Genomic DNA, 20,566 nt, shown 5'->3' with positions numbered 1-20,566 from the left:
TCGCCACGGGCCTCAGGCCGGACCGGGCCCGGCCGTCGGCGCGACCACGGCGGGCGGTCGGGCGAGGATCTCCACGACGACGAGGACGAGGCCCGCGACGAGCGCGACCCCCACGACGAGGCCGGGCGTCGGCGTGCCGGCCAGGAGCAGGACGAGCGCGGCGACCGCGACGATGACGACGCGCACGAACGCCTTGTGCCGCCCGAGCCAGTCGCCGACGGGCCCCGTCGAGACGCCCCGGCCCTCGCCCCAGCCGCGCACGGCGGCGCCCGCGCGCGCGAGCCCCGCACGCAGGCTGCGGGCCGACGCGCTCGGCCCGCCCACGTACGCGGCGAGCGCGACCACGAGCCCCAGCACGCCGACGGTGCGCAGCGTGAGGCGCAGGTAGCCGACGGCCTGGTCGAACACGACCTCCGCGGCGTCGAGCCGCACCACCTGCCCCGCGAGCGCGCCGAGGTACAGTCCCCGCGCGACGGCGAGCCCGACGCCCAGCGCGACCATCGCCCCCGTGAGGGCGAGCCCGGCCACGACGAGCGCGCGCGAGCGGTGGTTCGCGACCAGGACGCCCGCGGCCAGCAGACCGAGCACGACCCACGGCAGCCACGTCGTGAACGTCACGACCTGGGCGTACCGGTTCTGGAGCATGACGAGCTCGGCGGACTGCGCGACGGTGAACGTCGCGTCGACCGACGGGATGCGGGCCGCGACGTCCAGCCCACGGTCCACGAGGCGTTCCTTGAGCAGGTCGATCAGGCCGGAGAGCTGGATGGACAGGCGGCCGTCGTCGCTCACCTGCAGGACGTCGCCGTCCTCGCCGCGCATCACGGCGACGAGCTGCTCGTGCGCCACCCGGTTCGCCTGGAGCCAGGCGCCCTCGAACGCGTCGCTCTCCACGAGCCGCGTCGCCGTCTCGTGCACGAGCGACTCGACGGCGCTCGTGAGCGGCGCCTCCAGCGCGGCGAGCGCGCGCGTCGCGCGCGGCGGGACGTCGCGCTCCTCCAGCCCGCCGACGAGGTCGTCGACGAGCGCGGCCACGTCGATGCGCGACATGACGACCTCGGTGAGCCGCCCGGCCACCGCGGACTGCACGACGGGGTCGCCCGCGAGCGGTCCGACCGTCGCGACGTAGCGGTCGGTGTCCGTGAGCTCGCGCTGCGCCCACGCCGAGACCGCGCCGAGCGGCGCGAGGAGCGCCCCGAGCGTGATGAGGACCGCGCACGCCGCGGCCCGCAGCCCGCGCCGGGGCCGCCGCGCCGCCTCCGTCGGGGTCGCGTCGCCGTCCGGGCCAGAGGGCGCCGCGGCGGGCGGACGCTCCTCGAGCCGGCGGCGCAGCTCCGCGTTCTCGCGCTCGAGCGCGGCGAGGCGCGCGGCGACGTCGGACGCCTCGCGCCCCGGCGCGGTCTCGTCGGCCATCGCGCGTCCTCAGGCGAGCGCTCGGGCCTTGAGCCGGGCGAACTCGTCGGCGTCGATCGTGCCGGCGTCGTAGAGGGCCTTGGCGTCGGCGATCTCGCTCGCGGGCGACCTGCCGGAGCCGGCCGTGGCCCGCACGTAGTCGTCCATGACCTGGCGGCGCGCCAGCTGCTCCTCCGCGTGCCGCTCCGCCATGCCCCGCCCGCGCGCGATGACGTAGACGAGCGCGGACAGGTACGGGACGACGATCAGCGCGACGATCCACAGCGCCTTCCACCAGCCGCTGAGCGTCTTGTCGCGGAACAGGTCCGCGACGATCTGGAACAGCACGACGAGGTAGGCGATGAAGAAGAACCACCACACCATGAGCCAGAACCAGTCCCAGAATCCGTCCATCGGGCACCCCTCGTGTCGGGTCACGGCGGTCCCGTGACGCTCCCACTGTGGAGCGGCGCGGGTGCCCGCGTGCTCACCCGTCGGGGGTAGTCGGCCGCCGGAGGTCACGGGCCACCCCTACCGGGTGATCCGGCCCAGGCCCGCACCCCCGCATCCTGGACCGACGTGGGCGACCCGGGAGAAGGACGCATGGACCGCACGACGCTGGTCGAGGTGACGGTGCTGGGGCCGGTGGCGCTGCCCGAGCCCGACCTCGCCGAGCTCGGTGTGCGCCGGTCCGTGGAGTGCACGCGCCTCGAGGCCCGGGTCCGCGACCAGGCCGCGCTGTACGGGCTGCTCCAGCGGCTCGCGGCGCTGGGGCTCGACCTCGTCGAGCTGCGGACGGCGGCGCCCGGCGGCCGGCCCGACGTCGAGCTCGTCGTCCGCGGCCCGGTGGGCGCGCTCGTGCAGCAGATGCTCGACGACGTCGGTCGTGCGCAGCCGGCGACCAGCACGACGTACCGCGTGCGGGACACGGACCTCGTCGGCGTGCTCGGCGCCGTGACCGGGCTCCCCGACGACCGGTCCGGCGCGCACGTCGGGCCGCACGGCGGGACGCACGGCGGGACGCAGGGCGGGGCGCACGACCCCGGGCACGGCGGGACGGCCGCCCGGGGCGCGTCCGCGATGGACGTGCGCATCGCGCAGCTGCGCGACCTCGCCGCGCTGCGGGACCGGGGCGTCCTCACCGACGCCGAGCTCGCGGAGCAGAAGGCGCGCGTCCTCGAGCCCTGAGGACGGCAGGCCGGGCGGGCGGGCCGCGCACGGTCGGCCGATGCCCCGTTCGGGGTTCTTTCGCGTTACGTCGTCCCACTGAGCGAGACGATCGGGACCACGCTGGGGCCAACTGATGCACTAGCGCATAGTGGCAAGCACATCACGGCGCGCTTGCTCGTGTGTCAGACCCCAGGAGGACTCATGGCCATCTCACGCCGCTCGTCGGTCACCATCTCGCTCGTCGCGGCGGCGGGGATCCTCGCGGGCTGTGCGGGCGGGAGCGACCCGTCCGGCGGCGGGGACGACGCCGCGCCGCAGATCTCGTTCCTCTACTCCCCCTACGCGGACTACGCGCCGTTCTTCCTCGCGGAGGATAAGGGGTACTTCGAGGAGGCGGGCGTCGACGTCGAGCTCCTCGCCAAGGGTGGGACGTCCGGCGAGACCTACCAGCTCGTCAGCACGAACAACGTCACGGCCGGTGGCGCGACGTGGGGCGCGGGCCTGTTCAACGCCACCGAGGCCGGCGCGTCGCTCTCGGTGATCGCGAGCGTCTCGCGCGTGCCGGAGAGCGGACCGAACCCGGCCCCGTTCGTCGTCGCGGCCGACTCCGGCATCACGTCGATCGAGCAGGTCGCCGGGAGCCGCGTCGGGATCCCGGGCGACGGGGGCTTCGGCATCTACTCGGTGGCCAAGGCGCTGGAGGCCGGGGGCCTCACGCTCGACGACGTCGAGCTCGTCAACGTCGGCCCGCCGGAGACGGGCCCCGCGCTCGTCGGCGGCTCCGTCGACGCCGCCTGGTCGATCGAGCCCATCTCGTCGTCGCTCGAGAGCGAGGGCATCGCGTCCGAGATCCTCCCGATCGACTACCACGCGGGCACCGAGCTCGGCGCCCTGGTGTTCAGCACCGAGTACGTCGACGAGCACCCCGACGCGGTCGTCGCGTTCACGGCCGCCTACCTGCGCGCCGCCGCGGAGCTCGAGGCGGGCGGCTGGGACGACCCGGCGAACCAGGAGATCATCGCGCGGTACACCGAGCTCCCGGTCGAGACGCTCACGTCGCTCGCGCTCACGGAGCAGGACCCGACGGGCGAGATCGACTGGGAGGACGTGCACGCCCAGGAGCAGTTCTTCCGCGAGCGCGGCACGCTCGAGTACGAGGGCGAGGCGGACGTCGAGAGCATCTTCCGCGCCGACCTCCTCGACCAGGCGCGCGAGCGGGCTGCGGAGCTCGGCTCATGACGGCCGTCTCCGTCGAGGGCCTCTGGAAGGGGTTCCACGACCGCCGCCGCGACGACGTGCTCGTCGCGCTCCAGGACGTGTCCCTCACCATCGAGGACAACGAGTTCGTCTGCGTGCTCGGACCCTCCGGGTGCGGCAAGAGCACGCTCCTGCGCATCCTCGCGGGCCTGGAGGAGGCCGACCGCGGGACGGTGACGATGGCGGCGCGACCGTCCGTCGTCTTCCAGGACCACGGCGTGCTGCCGTGGCTCACGGTCGAGCAGAACGTCGAGTACCCCCTGCGCCTGCGCGGTGTGCGGCGCTCGGCCCGGCGCGAGCGCGTCGCCCCGCTGCTGGACATGGTGGGCCTCACGGAGTTCCGGGGCTTCTACCCGCACCAGCTCTCGGGCGGCATGCGGCAGCGCACGTCGGTCGCCCGGGCGCTGGCCGACGACGGCGCGACCCTCCTCATGGACGAGCCGTTCGGCGCGCTCGACGAGCAGACGCGCGTCGTGCTGCAGCAGGAGCTGCTCAAGATCTGGTCGCAGACCTCGCGGTCGGTGCTCTTCATCACGCACAGCGTCGACGAGGCGCTCGTGCTCGCGGACCGCGTCGTCGTCATGTCCGCGCGGCCCGGGCGCATCCTCGCCGACGTGCGGGTCCCCTTCGACCGCCCGCGCGACATCCTCGAGCTGCGCCGCGACCCGCGCCACGGCGAGATCACCTACGAGCTGTGGCGGCTCCTGCGGGACGCCGAGGCACAGGACGCTGCGGCGCAGGACGGGGCGGGAGCGGACGAGCGCTCCGCCGCGGGCGTCCGGGAGGCGGTCGCATGACGACCCCCACGGACGAGCGCGCCCCCGTCCGCCCGGGCGGCCACGCCGCGCCGGGCGGCGCCCCGGACGCGCCCCACGACGCCGACGACCGCACGGCCGAGATCACGCGCGAGCTGACCGAGGAGCTGCGCCGCCGGCGGACGGGTCGCCTCGTGCGGGTCGTCGGGCCCTTCACGCCGCTCCTGCTCCTCGCGGTGTGGGAGCTCGCGAGCCGGACGAACGTGCTCGACGCGCGGTTCTTCCCGCCGCCGTCGTCGATCGCCGAGACGTTCGCGCAGCTCGTCGGGAGCGGCGAGCTCTTCGAGCACGCGGGCATCACGCTCACGCGCATCGCGATCGGGTTCGTGCTCGGCGCCGTGCCCGGGCTGGTCCTCGGGATCGCGCTCGGGTCGGTCACGACGCTGCGCACGTTCCTCGGGCCGATCTTCGCGAGCCTGCTGCCCGTGCCCAAGGTCGCGATCTTCCCGCTGCTGCTCCTCGTGTTCGGCCTCGGCGAGGCGAGCAAGTACGTGATCGTCGCGATCGGCGTGTTCTTCTACGTCTTCTACAACGCGATGGGCGGCGTGCTCCAGACGCCGCAGATCTACTTCGACGTGGCGACCGCCAACGGCGCGGGCCGGCTCCAGCGCTGGCGCACGGTCGCGCTGCCCGCCGCGCTGCCGAGCATCTTCACCGGGCTCAAGCTCGCGGTGGGCGGCGCGTTCGTCATCATCGCGGCCTCGGAGTTCGTCGGGTCGCGCAACGGCCTGGGCTACCTCATCTGGAGCTCGTGGACGACGTTCGCCGTCGCGAAGATGTACGTGGGCATCGTCACCATCTCCGTGCTGGGCTACCTCTCCACGACCCTGGTCACGGTGCTCGAACGACGTCTCGTGCCCTGGTCCCGTCAGTAGGAGGCAGCATGAACCCACCCCACCACGACCCGTCCCGCGTGCCCGGGGCCGGCGCATGAGCGTCGTCCCGGCCGCGGACCGGATCTACCACGAGCTGCGGCGCCGGATCATCTTCACCGAGCTGCGCCCCGGTGAGGAGATCGACGTCACGGAGACGGCGTCCGAGTTCGGGACGTCGCGCACGCCGGTGCGCGACGCGCTGCACCGCCTCGACCACGACGGCCTCGTGGACGTGCGCCCGCGCGCGCTGTGCCGCGTCGCCCCGGTCACCCTCAAGACGCTCGTCGACGTGCTCGACGTGCGCGAGGCGACGGGACCGATGGCGACGCGCCTCGCGGCCGCCCATGCGAGCCCGGCCGAGGTCGACGAGCTCGCGGCGATCGCCGAGGGCACGTACCCGCAGGCGCAGGACGTGCAGTCGATCCTGTCGGCGTCGCACCTGTTCCACTGCCGGGTCGCGAAGTACTCGCGCAACCCCCGGCTGCACGCGATCACCGAGCTCGCGCTCGAGGACCTGGAGCGGGCGTTCCGGCTCTGCGGGCGCCAGCCGCTGGAGCCCGGGCCGCCGCTCGACGACCACCGGCTCCTCATCGAGGCGCTCCGCGCGGGCGACGGCGAGCGCGCGGCCCGCCTCGAGCTCGAGCACATCCGTCGCGGTCGCAGCGTCGTCATGGGCCTCGCGATCGACTCCGGGGCGTTCTTCGGCGACGACTGAGCGTCCCCGCGCGACGACCCGCGCGTCCCGCCCCACCCGCACGACCCGACCCACCGCCACCACCCGAGAGGACCGCCGTGCCCGCCACCCCCACCGTGCGCGTCGACGCCGCGGCCGCCCGTGCCCGGGCCCGCGCGGCGCTCGCCGCCCACGACCCCGCCGACGCCGACCTCGCGGCCCGCGCCGTCGTCGCGGGGGACGCGTCGGGGTGGCCGGAGTTCGGCCTCGCGCTCCTCGTCCGCGAGCTGCGGGACGCGCGCGAGCGGACGACGACGGGGCGCGCCGGGACCGGGGCGCCGTCCGCCGTCGTGACCGGGGCGACCGCGACGCTGGACGCGCACGACCTCCCCGGGCCGGTCGCGCTCGCCGCGGCGGTCCGCCGGGCGGCGGGGCTCGCCCGCGGCCTCGGCGTCGGCGTGGTCGCCGTGCGCCACGCGGGCGGGACGGGGCGCGTCGGCGCGTACGTCCGCGCGCTCGCCGAGGACGGGCTGGTCGGGGTCGCGCTCGCCCAGTCCCCCGCGACCGTCGCCCCGTACGGCGGGACCGCGCCCGTGGTCGGCACGAACCCGCTCGCCGTGGCGGTGCCGCGGGCCGGGCAGGGTCGTGCGCTCGTCGTGGACGCCGCGACGAGCGCCGTCACGCTCGCCGACGCGCGGCGCCGCGCCCGGGAGGGCACGCCCCTGCCCGACGGCGCGGCGCTCGGCCCCGACGGCGAGACCACCCGGGACGCGGCTGCCGTCGGCGCGCTGCTCCCCGCGGGGCTGCTCGGGTCCCTCCTCGGTCTCACGGTGGAGGCGCTCGCCGGGCTGCTGACCGGGGCGCGCGGCGACGCCGTGGGCCGCGGTCTCTGGGTGCTCGCGCTGGACCCCCGCGCGTTCGGCGCCGAGGACCTCGCCGACCGGGCCGACCGCCTCGGCGACGACTGGACGCGCGCCGGAGGGCGCGTCCCGGGCGACCGGCCGGACGCGGAGACGTTCGACGTCGACCGCGACGTCTGGGACGCGCTGGACCCGGCGACGGGAGGCACGCCGTGACGCTCCGGCTCACCGTCAGCCCCGCCGACGACCTGCTCGACGTCCCCCGCCGCATCGAGGTGACCGGCGCCGCCCCGGGCGCGCTCGTCACGGTCCGCGCGACGACGGACCGCTCCGGGACCGCGTGGTCCGCCCGCGCGACCTACCGCGCGGACCGGTCAGGCACCGTCCTGCTCGACCGCGACCCGCCGATGTCCGGCGACTACGGGCGCGTCGACGGGATGGCGCTCCTCACGTCGCAGCGGCCCGACCCGACGCCCGGCACAGCGGCCGGCCGGCCGGCCGCGACCGACGTCTCGCGCCCGCTGCGCACGCGCCTCGAGGCGTGGGACGAGTCCGACGCCACGCAGCGCGCGACGGCCGACCTCGTGCAGCGCTGGACCGGGCCCGGGGTGCGACGGCGCGAGGTCCGCGAGGACGGGCTCGTCGGCACGCTCTTCGTGCCGCAAGGCGACGGTCCGCACCCGACGATCGTCGTGCTCAACGGCTCCGGCGGGGGGATCAACGAGCAGCGCGGCGCGCTCTACGCGTCGCGCGGCGTGCAGGCGCTCGCGCTCGCCTACTTCGGCGCGCCCGGGCTGCCGGACCACATCACCCGCACGCCGCTGGAGTACTTCGAGACCGCGCTGCACCACGTGCACCGCGAGCTCGCGCCGCGCGGCGGCGTCGTCGTGGTGAGCGGCCAGTCGCGGGGCGGCGAGCTCGCGCTCCTGCTGGGCGCCACCTACCCCGGCCTGGTGGGCACCGTCGTCGCCTACGTACCCGGGGCCCACGTGCACGGCTCCCAGGGCGCCGCGGACCCCGCGCAGGGGTGGGACTCCCCCACGTGGACGCTCGACGGCGAGCCGCTCCCGCACCTGTGGCAGGACAACCCCGGCGTGACGTGGCAGCCGTGGACGGGCGGGCCGCCCCCGGACCGGTACCGCGACGTCTACGTCGACGGCCTGCGCGACCGCGAGTTCGCCAGCGCGTCGCGCATCCCCGTCGAGCGCATCGCGGGCCCCGTCGCGTGCGTCTCCGGCATGGCCGACGGCCTGTGGCCCTCGAGCATGTACGCCCGCCAGGTCGTCGAGACGCTGCGCGCCGCGGGCCACGCCCACGAGACGCTGCTGCTCGACTACCCCGATGCGGGCCACTCGATCGCCCTGCCGCACCTCCCCGTCGCGCAGGGCCCGACGCGCCACCCCGTGTCCGGCATCGAGCTGTCGGCCGGCGGGACCCCCGCGGGCAACGCGTTCGCCGACGCCGACTCGTTCGCGCAGGTGTGCGCGTTCGTGGAGCGCGCGACGCGCGTGCCCTGACCTGCGCCCCGACCCTGTCCCGACCTGTGACCCGACCTGTGACCTGACCCGTGACCCGAAACACCGACGAGAGGACCGACATGTCCGCAGTGAGCGCCGAGTACCGCCAGGAGTGGGAGCGGTGGCACCGCGCCCGGATCGACGAGCTGACGAGCCCGTACGGGTGGATGTCCATGGTCAGCCAGGACTGGCTGACGGGCGACGAGCCGCTGCAGGTCGAGGGCGTGCCCGGCAGCTGGTCGGTCCAGGACGACGAGGTCGTGTACACGCCCGACGGCAGCGGGGAGACGGTCACGCTCGACGGCGCCCCCGTGACCTCACCGACGCCCGTGTCGACCGGCCACAAGTACTCCCTCGTGCCCGCGTTCTACGGCGACCTGCGCGTCGAGACCATCCGCCGCACCGACGCGACCGGCCGCCAGATCTTCGGCGTGCGCGTCCGCGACCCGCGCGAGGCGGCCCGCAAGCGCCTCGACGACATCGAGACGTTCCCGCTCGACGAGCGGTGGGTCCTCCCGGCGCGGTTCACGCGGACGGCCGAGCAGGCGTCGGACTACCCGACGGTCGAGCGCGGCGTGTTCGAGGAGCAGCGCGTGATCGGCACCGTGACGTTCACCCTGGACGGGACGGAGCACACGCTCCTCGTCGCCGGGCGCCCGGACGACGACACGGGCATCGAGCGCGGCAACGCGCACTTCACCGACACCACGAGCGGCAAGGAGACCTACGGCAACGGCCGGCTCGTGCGCGTCCCCGACACCGAGCGGGACGGCGACACCGTGGTCGACCTCAACCGCGCCTTCTCCTTCCCGTGCGCGTTCACGAACTTCGTCACGTGCCCGCTCGCCCCGGCGCAGAACCGGCTGCCGGTCGCGGTGACCGCGGGCGAGAAGAAGCCACCGCTCCAGATCGACCGCATCCAGACCTTCGCGCAGGCCTCCTGACCCGTCCGCGCGACGCCCCCGACGGCGGGCGACCGGCACATCCGGTCGCCCGCCGTCGTCGTCCCGGCGGCCTCCCCGGCGTCAGCCGGCCGTCAGCACCGCCACGCCGCGCCGCAGGGCGAGCACGACCGCGCCCGCGACGAGGTAGTCCTGGTCGTCCTCGCGGCGCGCCGCCCGGACGCCGTCGTGCAGTTCCTGCGTCCGCGCCGAGAGCTCGCGCAGCGCGTCCGCGTCGGCGGGCTCCGTGCCGACGGACCGCAGCGCACCGGCGTAGGCGTCCAGGGCGCGGGCCGCGAGCGGCCGCAGGCGGGCGCCGAGCGCGGGGTCGTCGCGGTCCTCGCGCTCCCACTCGACGAGCAGCCGGACGAGCGACTCGACGACGTCGGCCGACCCCTCGAGCTCCTGCGCGCGCCGCACCTGCGACGCGGCCCAGTCGCGGTGGCGACGCAGCCGGATGTTGGCGCGCGCGGCCTCCCGGGTCCGCGCGACGGCGTCGCGCGCGCGGGTGAGCGTCGGCTCCACCTCGCGCCGCCGCTCCTCCCACTCCTCCGCCGACGGCGGGCGCTCGCCCGCGAGACCGTCGCCGAGCGCCTCGACCTGGTCGACGAGCGTGTCGCGCAGCCCGTCGAGGGCTTCCTCGGTCGGGGTGAGGGGCAGCGGGGGCACGAGCAGGTTGATGACGACGCCGATTCCCGCACCCACGACCACGAGACCGGCGTACGCGCCGACGAACTCGACCTTCGCGTCGTTGCCGATGATGAGCACGAACAGGGCCGACGTGACCGCCCACGTGCCCATCTCGCCGAACCGCCGCCACCCCGCGCACAGGAGCGCGAGGCCCACGACGACCGCCACGGACAGCGCGCTCGGGGCGAGGACGACGTCGACGCCGCGGGCGATCGCCGCGCCGACGAGGATCGCGAGGATCGCCTGGGTCGACTCGCGGACGGAGCGCGCGAGCGTGCTCGTCGTCGCGACGACCGCGCCGAGCGGGGCGTAGTAGGGGTACTCGGAGAACGGGGCCGGGGCAAGGACCCCGACGTACCACGCGACGGCCGCGGCGAGCGCCCCCTTGACGGCCAACGACCACCGGGGGTGGCGCACCCACTGCCGCTGCGCGGCCGTGACCGCGCGGCGCGCCCGTGTCCCTGCCTCCACCACCCGGGGTGCCCGGGCCGCGGGCGGGGTCGGTCCCGTCCTGCTCTCGTCTCGTGCCACGGGACGAGGGTGCCCCGCCCGGCGGGAGCCCGCACGCGCGCCCCGCCGTCCACGCGCCGGGCGCCGGGCCCGAGCAGCGGTTCGAGGTGTGAGCGGGCAGAGCCGGTGCTTCACTGACGGCGTCGGTGCAGAGAAACGCCGACGCCGTCGAGAACACGGTGGCGTCGCGCACCCCTGCCGTCCGCCCCGTGGCTCCCACGAGGAGGCAGATGATGGTCCGCCGACGCGGCGCGGCAGCCGCAGGAACGAGCATGGTGGTCGCGGCCCTGGCCCTGACGGGCTGTGCGCAGGGCACCGGTGACGACGGCTCGGACGTCGACTTCACGGCCGACGGGTCGCCGTCGGGCGAGCTCTCGGTCATGGGTTTCGGGACCGGCGACGAGATCGGCGAGGTCCGCTACGACCGCGCCGTCGAGGGCCTCGACGGCGTCGACGTGCGCCTCTCGGAGGGCGAGCTCGACATCCAGGCCTTCCTCTCGGCGGTCGCGTCGGGCAACCCGCCGGACGTGGTGTACGCGAACCGCGACCAGATCGGCACGTTCGCGTCGCGCGACGCGATCCTCCCGCTCGACGAGTGCGTCGCGGCCGAGGAGATCGACATGGACGCGTTCGTGGACACCGCCGTCGACCAGGTGACGTTCGACGGCAGCGTGTACGGGATCCCCGAGTTCAACCAGGTCCAGGTGACGATGGCGAACGCCGACCTGCTCTCCGCGGCCGGGCTCACCGTCGAGGACGTCAACGGCTCGGACCGCGAGGCCGTCACGGCGGCGAACGAGGCGCTCCTGCGCACCGACGGCGGGACGCTGAGCGTCATCGGGTTCGACTCGAAGCTGCCCGAATTCCTCCCGCTGTGGTCGAAGGCGGTCGGCGCCGACCTGCTCTCCGAGGACGGCCGCACCGCGCAGCTCGACGCCCCCGAGGTCGTCGAGTCGCTCGAGTGGGCGGTGGGGATCTACGACGCCCAGGGCGGCTTCCCGGCGGTCAAGACGTTCCGCGACTCCGCCGACTTCTTCGGCGCCGGGAACCAGTTCGCGACCGACGCGCTCGGCGCGATGCCGATGGAGCAGTGGTACATCAACGTGCTCAACGAGTCGTCGCCGGACGCCCCCATGGCGTTCGACGCCGTGCGCACGCCCGACGGCGACGCGATCGCGTTCGCGTCCGGCTCCGCCTGGGCGGTCCCGCGCGGGAGCGAGAACCCCGCGGCGGCGTGCCGGTTCGCGCGCCTCATGACGGAGACGGACGCCTGGGTCGAGGCGGCGCAGGCGCGCGCCGACGCGCGTGCGCAGGACGGCCTGGTCTTCACGGGCGTCCTCACCGGCAACGAGGAGGCGGACCAGCAGATCCGTGACGACCTCGTGCCCGACGACGCGCCCCAGCCGTGGCAGGACGCGATCGACGCGATGTACGAGGCGAACGACGCGACCTTCGCGCTCCCGGCGAACCCCGCGGACAACGAGTTCGAGACCGCGTGGCAAGACGCGGTGAACCGCGTGCTCAACGGCCAGCAGGAGCCGGCCGAGGCGCTCGCGCAGGCCCAGGACGAGGCGCAGAAGGCGCTCGACGACGCCTGGGCGCAGTGGGACGAGGAGGACTGAGGTGGCGGCAGCCGACGTCGCGCCGACCCTGCCGACCCCTCCCCCGGCGTCGGGCGGCCACCGCACGGCGCCGGACGGTCGCCGCCCGCGCCTGAGCGCGTCCGCGCGGCGGGAGCGCAACGCGGCGCTGCGCTTCATCAGCCCGTGGATCGTCGGGTTCCTCGTGTTCACGGCGTGGCCGATCCTCTACAGCGCCTACCTGTCGCTCACGGACTACGACGTCATCAACGACCCGACGTTCGTCGGTCTCGACAACTACCGGGAGATGGCGCAGGACCCGAAGGTCGCGCTGTCGCTGTGGAACACGCTCGTCTACACGGTGGTCCAGGTGCCCCTCTACACGGTCGCGGCGCTCGCGCTCGCTCTGCTCCTCAACCAGGCGGGCCGGTCGGCCGGCTTCTTCCGCACCGCGTTCTTCATCCCCAAGATGACGCCGCCGGTCGCCGTCGGCGTGCTGCTCCTGCTGCTGTTCAACGGCCAGTACGGCGTCGTCAACCAGGTGCTGTCCTGGTTCGGCGTCCAGGGGCCGTCGTGGACGACCGACCAGGCCTGGATCAAGCCAGGGCTCGTGCTCATCAGCCTCTGGACCGTCGGGTCGGCCGTGATCATCCTGCTCGCGGCCCTGCGCAACGTGCCGAACGACCTGTACGACGCCGCGCGCGTCGACGGGGCGGGGTTCTGGCGCCGGACGCGCGCCGTCACGGTGCCGATGATCAGCGGCGCGCTGTTCTTCGTCGTCGTCATCAACACGATCGCCGGGTTCCAGATGTTCACCGAGGCGTACTCGGCCTACTTCGGCGCCGGCAACTCCACCTACCGCAACGACGCCGCGCTGTTCTACGTGATCTACCTCTTCCAGGAGGGGTTCCAGGAGCTCCACATGGGGTACGCGTCGGCGCTCGCCTGGCTGCTGTTCGTCGTCATCATGCTCGTCACGCTCGTCCAGCTCGTCGTGTCCCGACGGCTCGTCTACTACGAGGGGGAGCAGCGATGACCACCGCACCCTCGTTCCCCCGCCCCGCCGTGAGCGGCCCGGGCGCCGCGCCGGACCCGGCCACGGGCGCGCCCGAGGCGCAAGGGCCGCCGCCCCCCGCCCGGACGCGCGGCGCCGGGCGCGGGCCGCGCCGCCGGTGGCTGCGCGCCGTCGTGCTCGCCGCGCTCGTGCTCGCCACGGTCGCGTTCGTGTACCCGCTGCTGTGGCTGCTCTCCGCGTCGTTCAAGCCTCGCGCCGAGGTGTTCGACAACCGGCTCGTGCCGCGCACGTTCACGCTCGACAACTACGTGACCGTCTGGCAGGAGGCACCGCTCGCGCTGTGGCTCGGGAACACCGTCGTCGTCACCGTGCTCGCGGCGGGCCTCGTCACGGTGTCGAGCGCGCTCGTCGCGTGGGGCTTCGCGTTCTTCCGCTTCCGCGGCCGGGGCGCCCTGTTCGCGCTCGTGCTCGCGACCATGATGCTGCCGGGCGCCGTGACGATGATCCCCACGTTCCTCATCTGGAACCAGCTCGGGCTCGTGGGGACGAACGTGCCGCTGTGGGCGGGGAACCTGTTCGCGAGCGCGTTCTACGTGTTCCTGCTGCGGCAGTTCTTCCTCGGCCTGCCGCGCGAGCCGTTCGAGGCCGCGCGCCTCGACGGCGCGAACAACTGGCAGATGTTCTGGCGCATCGCGGTGCCGCTGTGCCGGCCCGCCCTCGTCCTGACGCTCCTCTTCGAGGCCCAGGCAGCCTGGACGGACCTCATGCGCCCGCTCATCTACCTGCAGGACTCGTCGACGTTCACCATCCCGCGCGGCCTCAAGGCGCTCATCGACCAGTTCGGCCCCGGCGGCGAGTCGCAGTGGGAGGTCGTCGTCACGGCCTCCGTCATCACGACCCTCCCGATGATCCTCCTCTTCTTCCTCGGCCAGCGGCACTTCGTCGAGGGGGTGGCGACGACGGGGAGCAAGGGCTGAGCCCGCCGTCCCCACCCCGCACGCGCACCACGCACCACGCACACGCACCACCCACGGAAGGACGGCAGCACCATGCGAGCACTGACCTGGCAGGGACGCGAGAAGGTGAGCGTCGAGGACGTGCCCGACCCCCGGATCGAGCAGCCCACGGACGCGATCGTGCGCGTCACGTCGACCGCGATCTGCGGCTCCGACCTGCACCTGTACGGGGTCCTCGGGATGTTCCTCGACTCCGGCGACGTCCTGGGCCACGAGGCCATGGGCATCGTCGAGGAGGTCGGGCCCGAGGCGGGGAACCTCCGGGTCGGCGACCGCGTCGTCGTCCCGTTCAACATCGCGTGCGGGCACTGCTGGATGTGCGAGCGCGGGCTGCAGACCCAGTGCGAGACGACGCAGGTCCGGTCGCAGGACAAGGGCGCCGCGCTCTTCGGGTACACCAAGCTCTACGGCCAGGTGCCCGGCGGGCAGGCCCAGTACCTGCGTGTGCCGCAGGCCCAGTACGGGCCGGTCGTCGTGCCCGACGACGGCTCCCCGGACGAGCGCTACCTCTACCTCTCCGACGTCGTGCCCACCGCGTGGCAGGCCGTCGAGTACGCCGACGTGCCGCCCGGCGGCACGGTCGTGGTGCTGGGGCTCGGCCCGATCGGGCAGATGTCCGCCCGGATCGCGCTGCACCGCGGCGCGTCCCGCGTCGTCGGGATCGAGCGCGTGCCGGAGCGGCGCGCGATGGCCGAGCGTCACGGCGTCGAGACCCTCGACCCGTCGGCGGTCGACGACCTCGTCGGCGCGGTGCGCGACCTCACGTCGGGCCGCGGTGCGGACTCCGTCATCGACGCCGTCGGGATGGAGGCGCACGGCTCCCCCGTCGCCGAGGCCACCCAGAAGGTCGTCGGCGTCCTGCCCGACGCGCTCGCCGCGCCCCTCACCGAGCGCGCCGCGACCGACCGCCTCGCGGCCCTCTACACCGCGATCGACCTCGTCCGCCGCGGCGGCACGATCTCGATCTCCGGCGTCTACGGCGGGGCGAAGGACCCGCTGCCCATGATGCAGCTCTTCGACAAGCAGGTGACCCTGCGCATGGGCCAGGCGAACGTGCGCCGCTGGACCGACGACGTCCTCCCCCTCGCCGCGGACGTCTCCGACCCGCTCGGCGTGCTGGACCTGCGCACGCACCGGCTGCCGCTCGAGTCGGCGCCCGACGCGTACCGCACGTTCCAGCGCAAGGAGGACGGCTGCATCAAGGTCGTGCTCGACCCGTGGGCCTGACCACCGTCGACGCCGTCGTGGTCGGGGCGGGGCCCAACGGCCTCGTCGCCGCGAACGCGCTCGCCGACGCCGGGTGGGACGTGCTCGTCCTCGAGGCGCAGGAGACGTACGGCGGCGCGGTCCGCTCCGCCGAGGTCGCGGCGCCGGGGTACGAGACGGACCTCTTCAGCGCGTTCTACCCGCTCGCGGCGGGGTCACCGGTGATCCGGGGCCTGCACCTCGAGGAGCACGGCCTCACGTGGTCCCGCGCCCCGGACGTCCTCGCGCACGCCCTCGACGACGGCGGTGCCGCCGTCCTGCGCGCCCGCGCCGAGGACACGGCCGCCGGGCTCGACGAGGTCGCACCCGGCGACGGCGACGCGTGGCTCGAGCTCGTGGCGGGCTGGGACCGCGTGCGCGACCCGCTCCTCGACGCGCTGTTCAGCCCGCTCCCGGCGGCCGGGCCGGTGCTGCGCGTGCTGCGCCGGCTCGGCGCGGCGGGCACGCTCGACCTCGCCCGGCTCGCCGTCCTGCCCGTGCGCCGCCTGGCCGACGAGACGTTCCGCGGCGAGGGGGGCGGCCTGCTGCTCACCGGCAACGCCATGCACGCCGACGTCCCGCCCGACGCCGCGGGCAGCGGCGTGTTCGGCTGGCTGCTCGCCATGCTCGGCCAGGACGTGGGCTTCCCCGTCCCGACCGGGGGTGCCGGCCGGCTCCCCGACGCGCTCGTCTCCCGGCTGCGCTCCCGCGGGGGCGACGTCGTCACGGGCGCGCGGGTCGAGCGCGTGCACGTGGTGCGCGGTCGCGCGGTCGGCGTGAGCACGGCCGACGGGCGGCACGTGCGCGCCCGCCACGCCGTGCTCGCCGACGTCAGCGCGCCCGCGCTCTACCTCGACCTCGTCGGCGCCGACCGGCTCCCGGCGCGGCTCGTGCGCGACCTCGGCCGGTTCCAGTGGGACCACCCGACCGTGAAGGTGAGCTGGGCGCTCGACCGGCCCGTGCCGTGGACCGCGCCCGGGGCGCGCGGTGCGGGCACGGTGCACCTCGGCGTCGAACGGGCGGGGTTCGTCGACGTCGCGGCCTCGCTCTCGCGCGGCCACGTCCCCGAGCGGCCGTTCCTCGTCCTCGGGCAGATGACGACGTCGGACCCCACGCGCTCGCCCGCGGGCACGGAGTCGGCGTGGGCCTACACGCACGTGCCGCACGGCGTCCCGTGGACGCGCGAGCGCGTCACGGACGAGGTGCGCCGCGTGGAGGACGCGGTCGAGCGGGTCGCGCCCGGCTTCTCCGACACGGTCGTGGGTCGCTTCGTGCAGACCCCGGCCGACCTGGAGGCGGCCGACGCGAACCTCGCGGGCGGGGCGATCAACGGCGGCACGTCGGCCGTCCACCAGGAGCTCTTCCTGCGCCCGACGCCCGGCCTCGGCCGCCCCGAGACGCCCGTCGCGTCGCTCTACCTCGCGAGCGCGTCCGCCCATCCCGGCGGCGGGGTCCACGGGGCGTGCGGGTGGAACGCGGCGCGGGCCGCTCTCGCCGCCGCCGGACCGCGCGGGTCGCTGCGCCGCGCGCTCGTGCGCACCGCGTGGGCACGGCTGCTGCGCGACCCCTGACGCGGGGGCGCCCCGGGCACGGTGCTCCCGCGCTACGGGGTCCGGCGCTCCGCGAGGTACGCGAGCCGGCGCAGGGCCTCGACGTTCCGGGGGCCGATCACCGCGCTGCGCACCGGTCGGGGCACGAGCGTGCCCGGACCCTTCTCGGCGTCCTCCGTGATCCGCACGGTGCAGCCCTGCTCCGTCGGTCGCACCTCGATCCGCACGCGTGCCTCGCCCGCGGGCCAGCCGTGCGCCTGGAGGTCGATCCCCCGGTCCGGGTCCCAGGCGCGCACGACCGTCTCGTCGTCGAGCAACGCGGGCCACAGCCCGACCGAGTGCAGGATCCGCGACCCGGGCGCGGGCCACGTGTCGTCGACGGCACGGATGCGTGCCGTCCCGACGACCCACGTCGAGTACGACCAGCCGTCCGCGAGGACGCCGAGCACCGCGTCGGAGGGGCATCGCACGGCCCGAGTGACGGTCACCATGAGGCGACGCTAGTCGCGCGCCCCGCACTGGCAACCGCTCGCGCACCCCGGCGCGAGTGCGCGCGAGCGGGAGGCACCCGCCGTAGCGTGAGGACCTGCCCGCGTGGGCGCGGGCGCCGACCTCCAGGAGGGCACGATGGGCATCGCCAGCTTCCCGCAGGAGCTCGCGGACCGGGCCGCGACGATCCTCGGCCACGGCCTCGAGGTCAGCGTGACGATGCGCCAGGCCGGCGTGAGCGTGCGCGCGGGCAGCAGCACCGACGCCGCGGCGCGCTGCGACCAGGCCGAGGCGCTCGACGACGCCGGCCCCTGCATCGACGCGATGGACGACGGCGGCTCCCGGCTCGTGCCGTCCGTCGAGGAGTCGGTCGGCTGGGAGCGCTGGGCACGACAGTGCGCCGAGGAGGGCTTCGTCTCCTCGGTCGCCGTCCCCGCGATCGTCACCGCGGACGTCGCCGTCGCGCTCAACCTGTACTCGCGCGCACCCGACCCGTGGACGCCGGAGCTCCTGACCGCCGCCGACGCGTACGCCCAGCTCGTGGCGTCCGCGGTCGGGCTGCGGCTCGAGCTGGCGGTGCTCGAGGACTCGACCGCGGGCTTCTACCGGGACATGTCCGACGCCGTCGCCACGGAGCGTGCCGTCGGCGCGATCATGCAGACGAACCAGTGCTCCGCCGACGAGGCCCGCCGCATCATCGACTCGGCGTCCCGGCACCGGAACGTGAGCCCGCGCGAGGTCGCCGAAGCCCTCCTTCGCGCGCTCGTCGTCGAGGACGCCCCGGACCCCGCCGACGACGACCCGGGCCGCTCGTGAACGGCCCGGCCGACGCGGCGCGCGCGCACGACCGCCGGACCGTCCTGTCGGGCGTCCTGTTCGGTGCCGGGATCGCGGCGTCGATCATCGACCTGTTCGTGTTCCACCTGGGCCTGCAGTGGCACCACTTCTACGACCTGTCGACGACCCAGGTGGCGCTCGCCGCCGACGGCGTCTTCCACGCGGTGGGCTGGTTCGTCACCGTCTGGGGGCTGTTCCTGCTCGCCGACGTGCGCCGCCGCACGGAGGTGTCGTGGTCGCGCTGGGTCGGGGCCGTGGTCGTCGGCGTCGGGGGCTTCCAGCTCCTGGACGGCGTCCTCAACCACAAGATCCTCGGGATCCACCAGATCCGGTACGGCGTCGACCTCCTGGTGTACGACGTCGTGTGGATCGGGACGGCGGTCGTCGCGCTCGTCGTCGGGCTGGTCGTCCTGCGCCGCGCGCGGCCCGCTCGTGCCGGCGCCGCCGGGACCGCGTGATGCCCCCGCACCATCACGTCGCGACCGGCGGGCCCGCCGTGCTGACGGTCGTCGCGGTCGTCGCGCTCGCCGTGGGCGCCGCCGCCTACGCCGCCGGGCTGCGGGCGGCCCGGTCGCGCAGCCGGTGGCCCGTGCGGCGCACGCTGTCCTGGTACGGGGGGCTCGCGTGCGCGGGCGTCGCGACCGTCGGGCCGCTCGCGGAGGCGTCGCGGTCGAGCTTCACGGCCCACATGGCCGGGCACGTCCTGCTGGGCATGCTGGCGCCGCTGCTCCTCGTGCTCGCCGCGCCCGTCTCGCTGCTCCTGCGCTCGCTGCCGCCCGCCCGGGCGCGTCGCGTCAGCGCGGTGCTGCGCTCCCCCGTGCCGCGCGTCGTCGGCCACCCCGTGGTGGCCGGGCTGCTCGACGCGGGCGGGCTCTGGCTCCTGTACACGACAGGGCTGTTCCACCTCGCCCACTCCTCCGCCGTCGTGGGCGTGGTCGTGCACGCGCACGTCCTGCTCGCGGGCTGGTTGTTCACCGCGTCGCTCGTCGGACCGGACCCGCACCCGTCCCGCGCGTCCTTCCGGGTGCGCGCGGGCGTGCTCGTCGCCTTCGTCGCCGCGCACTCCGTGCTCGCGAAGTGGCTCTACGCCCACCCGCCGGCGGGCGTCTCCCCCGCCGACGCGCGCACGGGCGCGCAGCTCATGTACTACGCGGGCGACGTCGTGGACGTCACGCTCATGGTGCTCCTCGTGGCCGGGTGGTACGCGGCGACGCGGCCCCGGGAGATCCCGGCCGCGCGCGTGCGCACGCGACCCGGGCTCGCGTGACGGCGCCGCTCCTCACGTGCCGTCGTCGCCCGCGTCGAACGCCTCCCGGTAGAGCCGGCCCGCCTCCTCGACGACCCGCGGGTCGAGCGACGCGGCCGGCACGACGTCCACGAGGAGCGGCTCGCTGTCCGGGCCGCGCCCGGCGACCTCGCCCGTGAGGAGCCACGGGAAGCGCTCCGGCGTCATGAGGTGCGCGTACTGGCAGAGCTGGCGTGCCACCCAGTGCTCCACCGGGCGGTCCCACCACGGCTCGGGCGTCAGCGGGTTGACGCTGAGACCGGGCAGCAGGCACCCGCTCTCGTGGTCGCGGCTCACGCTCTCGGCATCCTGCTCCGGACCGCCGCTGAACCGCACGTAGAGGGGGCGCACCACCTCCACGAGCCCGGCGACCTCCGCGAGGCTCCGCAGGCGGGGCAGCGTGTCGAGCATGCTGGGCGCGTCGGGCATCGGGACCTCCTGGGCTGGCGTCGCTGCGTGCCGGCGGGGCCCCTTCTCGACTCTCCGTGACGGACGGGACCTGCCGGTCACGCCCGCCGTCCCCAGGCTACGAGCGGGTCCGCGGCCAGGCATCCCCAGCCCTGCGAGCGCCGGGAGGTCGTGCGACGGTGGCAGGACGCGCCGCCCGTCCGGGGCGCGAGACCAGCACGAGAGCCCGACCGAGGAGGCCGACATGAGCGAGAACGACGAGCGCGGCTACGACCCCGCCGAGGACCCGGACGCCGACCCGCGGTCGCTCAACCCGCGCGAGGGGCGGCAGGCGAGCGGCTCGGGGTCGGAGGACACGGACCCGGACGCCGAGCCGGGGAACGTCAACCCGCGCACCGGCGGGGAGGCGTCCGGCGACGCCTGACGCACGGCAGCACGAGG

Annotated in this window: 22 protein-coding genes; 17 read left to right on the top strand and 5 right to left on the bottom strand. The window is 75.2% G+C overall.

Annotated features, from left to right (window positions below; all coding sequences use genetic code 11):
• Nucleotides 1-12: 12 nt before the first annotated feature.
• Together ACPCUX_RS00755 and ACPCUX_RS00750 are read right to left on the bottom strand one after the other, a co-directional pair.
• On the bottom strand, nt 13-1,413 hold the full coding sequence (locus ACPCUX_RS00755; protein ID WP_415296120.1) for a hypothetical protein: 1,401 nt from the start codon (nt 1,411-1,413) through the stop codon (nt 13-15).
• A gap of 9 nt (nt 1,414-1,422) precedes the next feature.
• The gene (locus tag ACPCUX_RS00750; protein WP_074806851.1) at nt 1,423-1,806 is read right to left on the bottom strand and encodes an SHOCT domain-containing protein; all 384 of its coding nucleotides are present in this window, start codon (nt 1,804-1,806) and stop codon (nt 1,423-1,425) included.
• A 189-nt stretch (nt 1,807-1,995) separates the two neighbouring features.
• Between ACPCUX_RS00750 and ACPCUX_RS00745 the strand changes: the two genes are divergently transcribed.
• From ACPCUX_RS00745 to ACPCUX_RS00710, 8 genes are all read left to right on the top strand, one after another.
• Entirely contained in the window at nt 1,996-2,580 is a 585-nt protein-coding gene (locus ACPCUX_RS00745) for an SHOCT domain-containing protein (RefSeq protein WP_415296123.1), read from the top strand.
• Between the two features lie 183 nt (nt 2,581-2,763).
• Nucleotides 2,764-3,801 (top strand): ABC transporter substrate-binding protein, encoded by a 1,038-nt coding sequence (locus ACPCUX_RS00740; protein WP_354050311.1) that lies wholly within the window; start codon nt 2,764-2,766, stop codon nt 3,799-3,801.
• Nucleotides 3,798-4,616 carry an ABC transporter ATP-binding protein gene (locus ACPCUX_RS00735; RefSeq protein ID WP_051028594.1) on the top strand — a complete coding sequence of 273 codons (819 nt, stop codon included), beginning with the start codon at nt 3,798-3,800 and terminating at the stop codon, nt 4,614-4,616. Before ACPCUX_RS00740 ends, ACPCUX_RS00735 begins: the two co-directional genes overlap by 4 nt.
• Nucleotides 4,613-5,509: an ABC transporter permease gene (locus ACPCUX_RS00730; protein ID WP_423387974.1), complete on the top strand. Its 897-nt coding sequence runs from the start codon at nt 4,613-4,615 to the stop codon at nt 5,507-5,509. The genes ACPCUX_RS00735 and ACPCUX_RS00730 overlap by 4 nt, the downstream gene beginning before the upstream one ends.
• Nucleotides 5,510-5,564: 55 nt before the next feature.
• Nucleotides 5,565-6,224 (top strand): GntR family transcriptional regulator, encoded by a 660-nt coding sequence (locus ACPCUX_RS00725; protein WP_021483335.1) that lies wholly within the window; start codon nt 5,565-5,567, stop codon nt 6,222-6,224.
• Nucleotides 6,225-6,301: 77 nt separating this feature from the next.
• Complete coding sequence (locus ACPCUX_RS00720; RefSeq protein ID WP_171467961.1) at nt 6,302-7,258, top strand: Ldh family oxidoreductase; 957 nt, start codon at nt 6,302-6,304, stop codon at nt 7,256-7,258.
• Nucleotides 7,255-8,559: an acyl-CoA thioesterase/BAAT N-terminal domain-containing protein gene (locus ACPCUX_RS00715; protein ID WP_423387973.1), complete on the top strand. Its 1,305-nt coding sequence runs from the start codon at nt 7,255-7,257 to the stop codon at nt 8,557-8,559. Before ACPCUX_RS00720 ends, ACPCUX_RS00715 begins: the two co-directional genes overlap by 4 nt.
• Nucleotides 8,560-8,639: 80 nt before the next feature.
• Entirely contained in the window at nt 8,640-9,503 is an 864-nt protein-coding gene (locus ACPCUX_RS00710; protein ID WP_423387972.1) for a DUF1684 domain-containing protein, read from the top strand.
• A gap of 81 nt (nt 9,504-9,584) precedes the next feature.
• Here the strand turns inward: ACPCUX_RS00710 and ACPCUX_RS00705 are convergent, their stop codons facing one another.
• On the bottom strand, nt 9,585-10,721 hold the full coding sequence (locus ACPCUX_RS00705; protein ID WP_423387971.1) for an FUSC family protein: 1,137 nt from the start codon (nt 10,719-10,721) through the stop codon (nt 9,585-9,587).
• A 212-nt stretch (nt 10,722-10,933) separates the two neighbouring features.
• On the opposite strand from ACPCUX_RS00705, the gene ACPCUX_RS00700 reads away from it, so the two are divergent.
• The 5 genes from ACPCUX_RS00700 to ACPCUX_RS00680 all read left to right on the top strand — a co-directional run bounded on the left by ACPCUX_RS00700 (nt 10,934) and on the right by ACPCUX_RS00680 (nt 17,127).
• On the top strand, nt 10,934-12,322 hold the full coding sequence (locus ACPCUX_RS00700) for an extracellular solute-binding protein (RefSeq protein ID WP_043659040.1): 1,389 nt from the start codon (nt 10,934-10,936) through the stop codon (nt 12,320-12,322).
• 1 nt (nt 12,323) lies between these two features.
• Nucleotides 12,324-13,316: a carbohydrate ABC transporter permease gene (locus tag ACPCUX_RS00695; protein WP_423387970.1), complete on the top strand. Its 993-nt coding sequence runs from the start codon at nt 12,324-12,326 to the stop codon at nt 13,314-13,316.
• Nucleotides 13,313-14,272, top strand: a complete 960-nt coding sequence (locus tag ACPCUX_RS00690) for a carbohydrate ABC transporter permease (protein ID WP_085387839.1) — start codon at nt 13,313-13,315, stop codon at nt 14,270-14,272. Before ACPCUX_RS00695 ends, ACPCUX_RS00690 begins: the two co-directional genes overlap by 4 nt.
• A gap of 72 nt (nt 14,273-14,344) precedes the next feature.
• Nucleotides 14,345-15,538, top strand: coding sequence for a zinc-dependent alcohol dehydrogenase (locus ACPCUX_RS00685; RefSeq protein ID WP_043659378.1), 1,194 nt, complete (start codon nt 14,345-14,347; stop codon nt 15,536-15,538).
• Nucleotides 15,529-17,127 (top strand): phytoene desaturase family protein, encoded by a 1,599-nt coding sequence (locus tag ACPCUX_RS00680; protein WP_423387969.1) that lies wholly within the window; start codon nt 15,529-15,531, stop codon nt 17,125-17,127. Before ACPCUX_RS00685 ends, ACPCUX_RS00680 begins: the two co-directional genes overlap by 10 nt.
• A 32-nt stretch (nt 17,128-17,159) precedes the next feature.
• Here the strand turns inward: ACPCUX_RS00680 and ACPCUX_RS00675 are convergent, their stop codons facing one another.
• Nucleotides 17,160-17,597: an SRPBCC family protein gene (locus ACPCUX_RS00675; RefSeq protein ID WP_423387968.1), complete on the bottom strand. Its 438-nt coding sequence runs from the start codon at nt 17,595-17,597 to the stop codon at nt 17,160-17,162.
• A 103-nt stretch (nt 17,598-17,700) separates the two neighbouring features.
• Between ACPCUX_RS00675 and ACPCUX_RS00670 the strand changes: the two genes are divergently transcribed.
• The 3 genes from ACPCUX_RS00670 to ACPCUX_RS00660 are packed head-to-tail and all read left to right on the top strand — an operon-like array spanning nt 17,701 to nt 19,699.
• A complete protein-coding gene (locus tag ACPCUX_RS00670; RefSeq protein WP_423387967.1) occupies nt 17,701-18,411 on the top strand; it encodes an ANTAR domain-containing protein in 711 nt (236 codons plus the stop codon).
• Nucleotides 18,408-18,890 carry a DUF2243 domain-containing protein gene (locus tag ACPCUX_RS00665; RefSeq protein ID WP_085387837.1) on the top strand — a complete coding sequence of 161 codons (483 nt, stop codon included), beginning with the start codon at nt 18,408-18,410 and terminating at the stop codon, nt 18,888-18,890. The genes ACPCUX_RS00670 and ACPCUX_RS00665 overlap by 4 nt, the downstream gene beginning before the upstream one ends.
• The gene (locus ACPCUX_RS00660) at nt 18,890-19,699 is read left to right on the top strand and encodes a cytochrome c oxidase assembly protein (protein WP_423387966.1); all 810 of its coding nucleotides are present in this window, start codon (nt 18,890-18,892) and stop codon (nt 19,697-19,699) included. Before ACPCUX_RS00665 ends, ACPCUX_RS00660 begins: the two co-directional genes overlap by 1 nt.
• Nucleotides 19,700-19,711: 12 nt before the next feature.
• Here the strand turns inward: ACPCUX_RS00660 and ACPCUX_RS00655 are convergent, their stop codons facing one another.
• Entirely contained in the window at nt 19,712-20,146 is a 435-nt protein-coding gene (locus tag ACPCUX_RS00655; protein WP_085387835.1) for a DUF6098 family protein, read from the bottom strand.
• Between the two features lie 223 nt (nt 20,147-20,369).
• Here ACPCUX_RS00655 and ACPCUX_RS00650 point away from each other — a divergent pair, with 223 nt between their 5' ends.
• Entirely contained in the window at nt 20,370-20,549 is a 180-nt protein-coding gene (locus ACPCUX_RS00650) for a hypothetical protein (RefSeq protein ID WP_021482207.1), read from the top strand.
• Nucleotides 20,550-20,566 lie beyond the last annotated feature (17 nt).

The sequence above is a fragment of the Cellulosimicrobium sp. AB352 genome (assembly GCF_049538415.1).
Taxonomy (GTDB): domain Bacteria; phylum Actinomycetota; class Actinomycetes; order Actinomycetales; family Cellulomonadaceae; genus Cellulosimicrobium; species Cellulosimicrobium funkei.
Note: the sequence above shows the minus strand (reverse complement) of the source record. Positions and strands in the feature narration are given on the sequence as shown.

What these genes read in the sequence shown, in the direction of transcription:
- ACPCUX_RS00700 (WP_043659040.1), top strand. Translation starts at nt 10,934, where the DNA reads ATGGTCCGCCGACGCGGCGCGGCAGCCGCAGGAACGAGCATGGTGGTC.
- ACPCUX_RS00730 (WP_423387974.1), top strand. Translation starts at nt 4,613, where the DNA reads ATGACGACCCCCACGGACGAGCGCGCCCCCGTCCGCCCGGGCGGCCAC.
- ACPCUX_RS00710 (WP_423387972.1), top strand. Translation starts at nt 8,640, where the DNA reads ATGTCCGCAGTGAGCGCCGAGTACCGCCAGGAGTGGGAGCGGTGGCAC.
- ACPCUX_RS00740 (WP_354050311.1), top strand. Translation starts at nt 2,764, where the DNA reads ATGGCCATCTCACGCCGCTCGTCGGTCACCATCTCGCTCGTCGCGGCG.
- ACPCUX_RS00655 (WP_085387835.1), bottom strand. Translation starts at nt 20,146, where the DNA reads ATGCCCGACGCGCCCAGCATGCTCGACACGCTGCCCCGCCTGCGGAGC.
- ACPCUX_RS00750 (WP_074806851.1), bottom strand. Translation starts at nt 1,806, where the DNA reads ATGGACGGATTCTGGGACTGGTTCTGGCTCATGGTGTGGTGGTTCTTC.
- ACPCUX_RS00660 (WP_423387966.1), top strand. Translation starts at nt 18,890, where the DNA reads ATGCCCCCGCACCATCACGTCGCGACCGGCGGGCCCGCCGTGCTGACG.
- ACPCUX_RS00675 (WP_423387968.1), bottom strand. Translation starts at nt 17,597, where the DNA reads ATGGTGACCGTCACTCGGGCCGTGCGATGCCCCTCCGACGCGGTGCTC.
- ACPCUX_RS00745 (WP_415296123.1), top strand. Translation starts at nt 1,996, where the DNA reads ATGGACCGCACGACGCTGGTCGAGGTGACGGTGCTGGGGCCGGTGGCG.
- ACPCUX_RS00690 (WP_085387839.1), top strand. Translation starts at nt 13,313, where the DNA reads ATGACCACCGCACCCTCGTTCCCCCGCCCCGCCGTGAGCGGCCCGGGC.
- ACPCUX_RS00650 (WP_021482207.1), top strand. Translation starts at nt 20,370, where the DNA reads ATGAGCGAGAACGACGAGCGCGGCTACGACCCCGCCGAGGACCCGGAC.
- ACPCUX_RS00755 (WP_415296120.1), bottom strand. Translation starts at nt 1,413, where the DNA reads ATGGCCGACGAGACCGCGCCGGGGCGCGAGGCGTCCGACGTCGCCGCG.
- ACPCUX_RS00725 (WP_021483335.1), top strand. Translation starts at nt 5,565, where the DNA reads ATGAGCGTCGTCCCGGCCGCGGACCGGATCTACCACGAGCTGCGGCGC.
- ACPCUX_RS00685 (WP_043659378.1), top strand. Translation starts at nt 14,345, where the DNA reads ATGCGAGCACTGACCTGGCAGGGACGCGAGAAGGTGAGCGTCGAGGAC.
- ACPCUX_RS00735 (WP_051028594.1), top strand. Translation starts at nt 3,798, where the DNA reads ATGACGGCCGTCTCCGTCGAGGGCCTCTGGAAGGGGTTCCACGACCGC.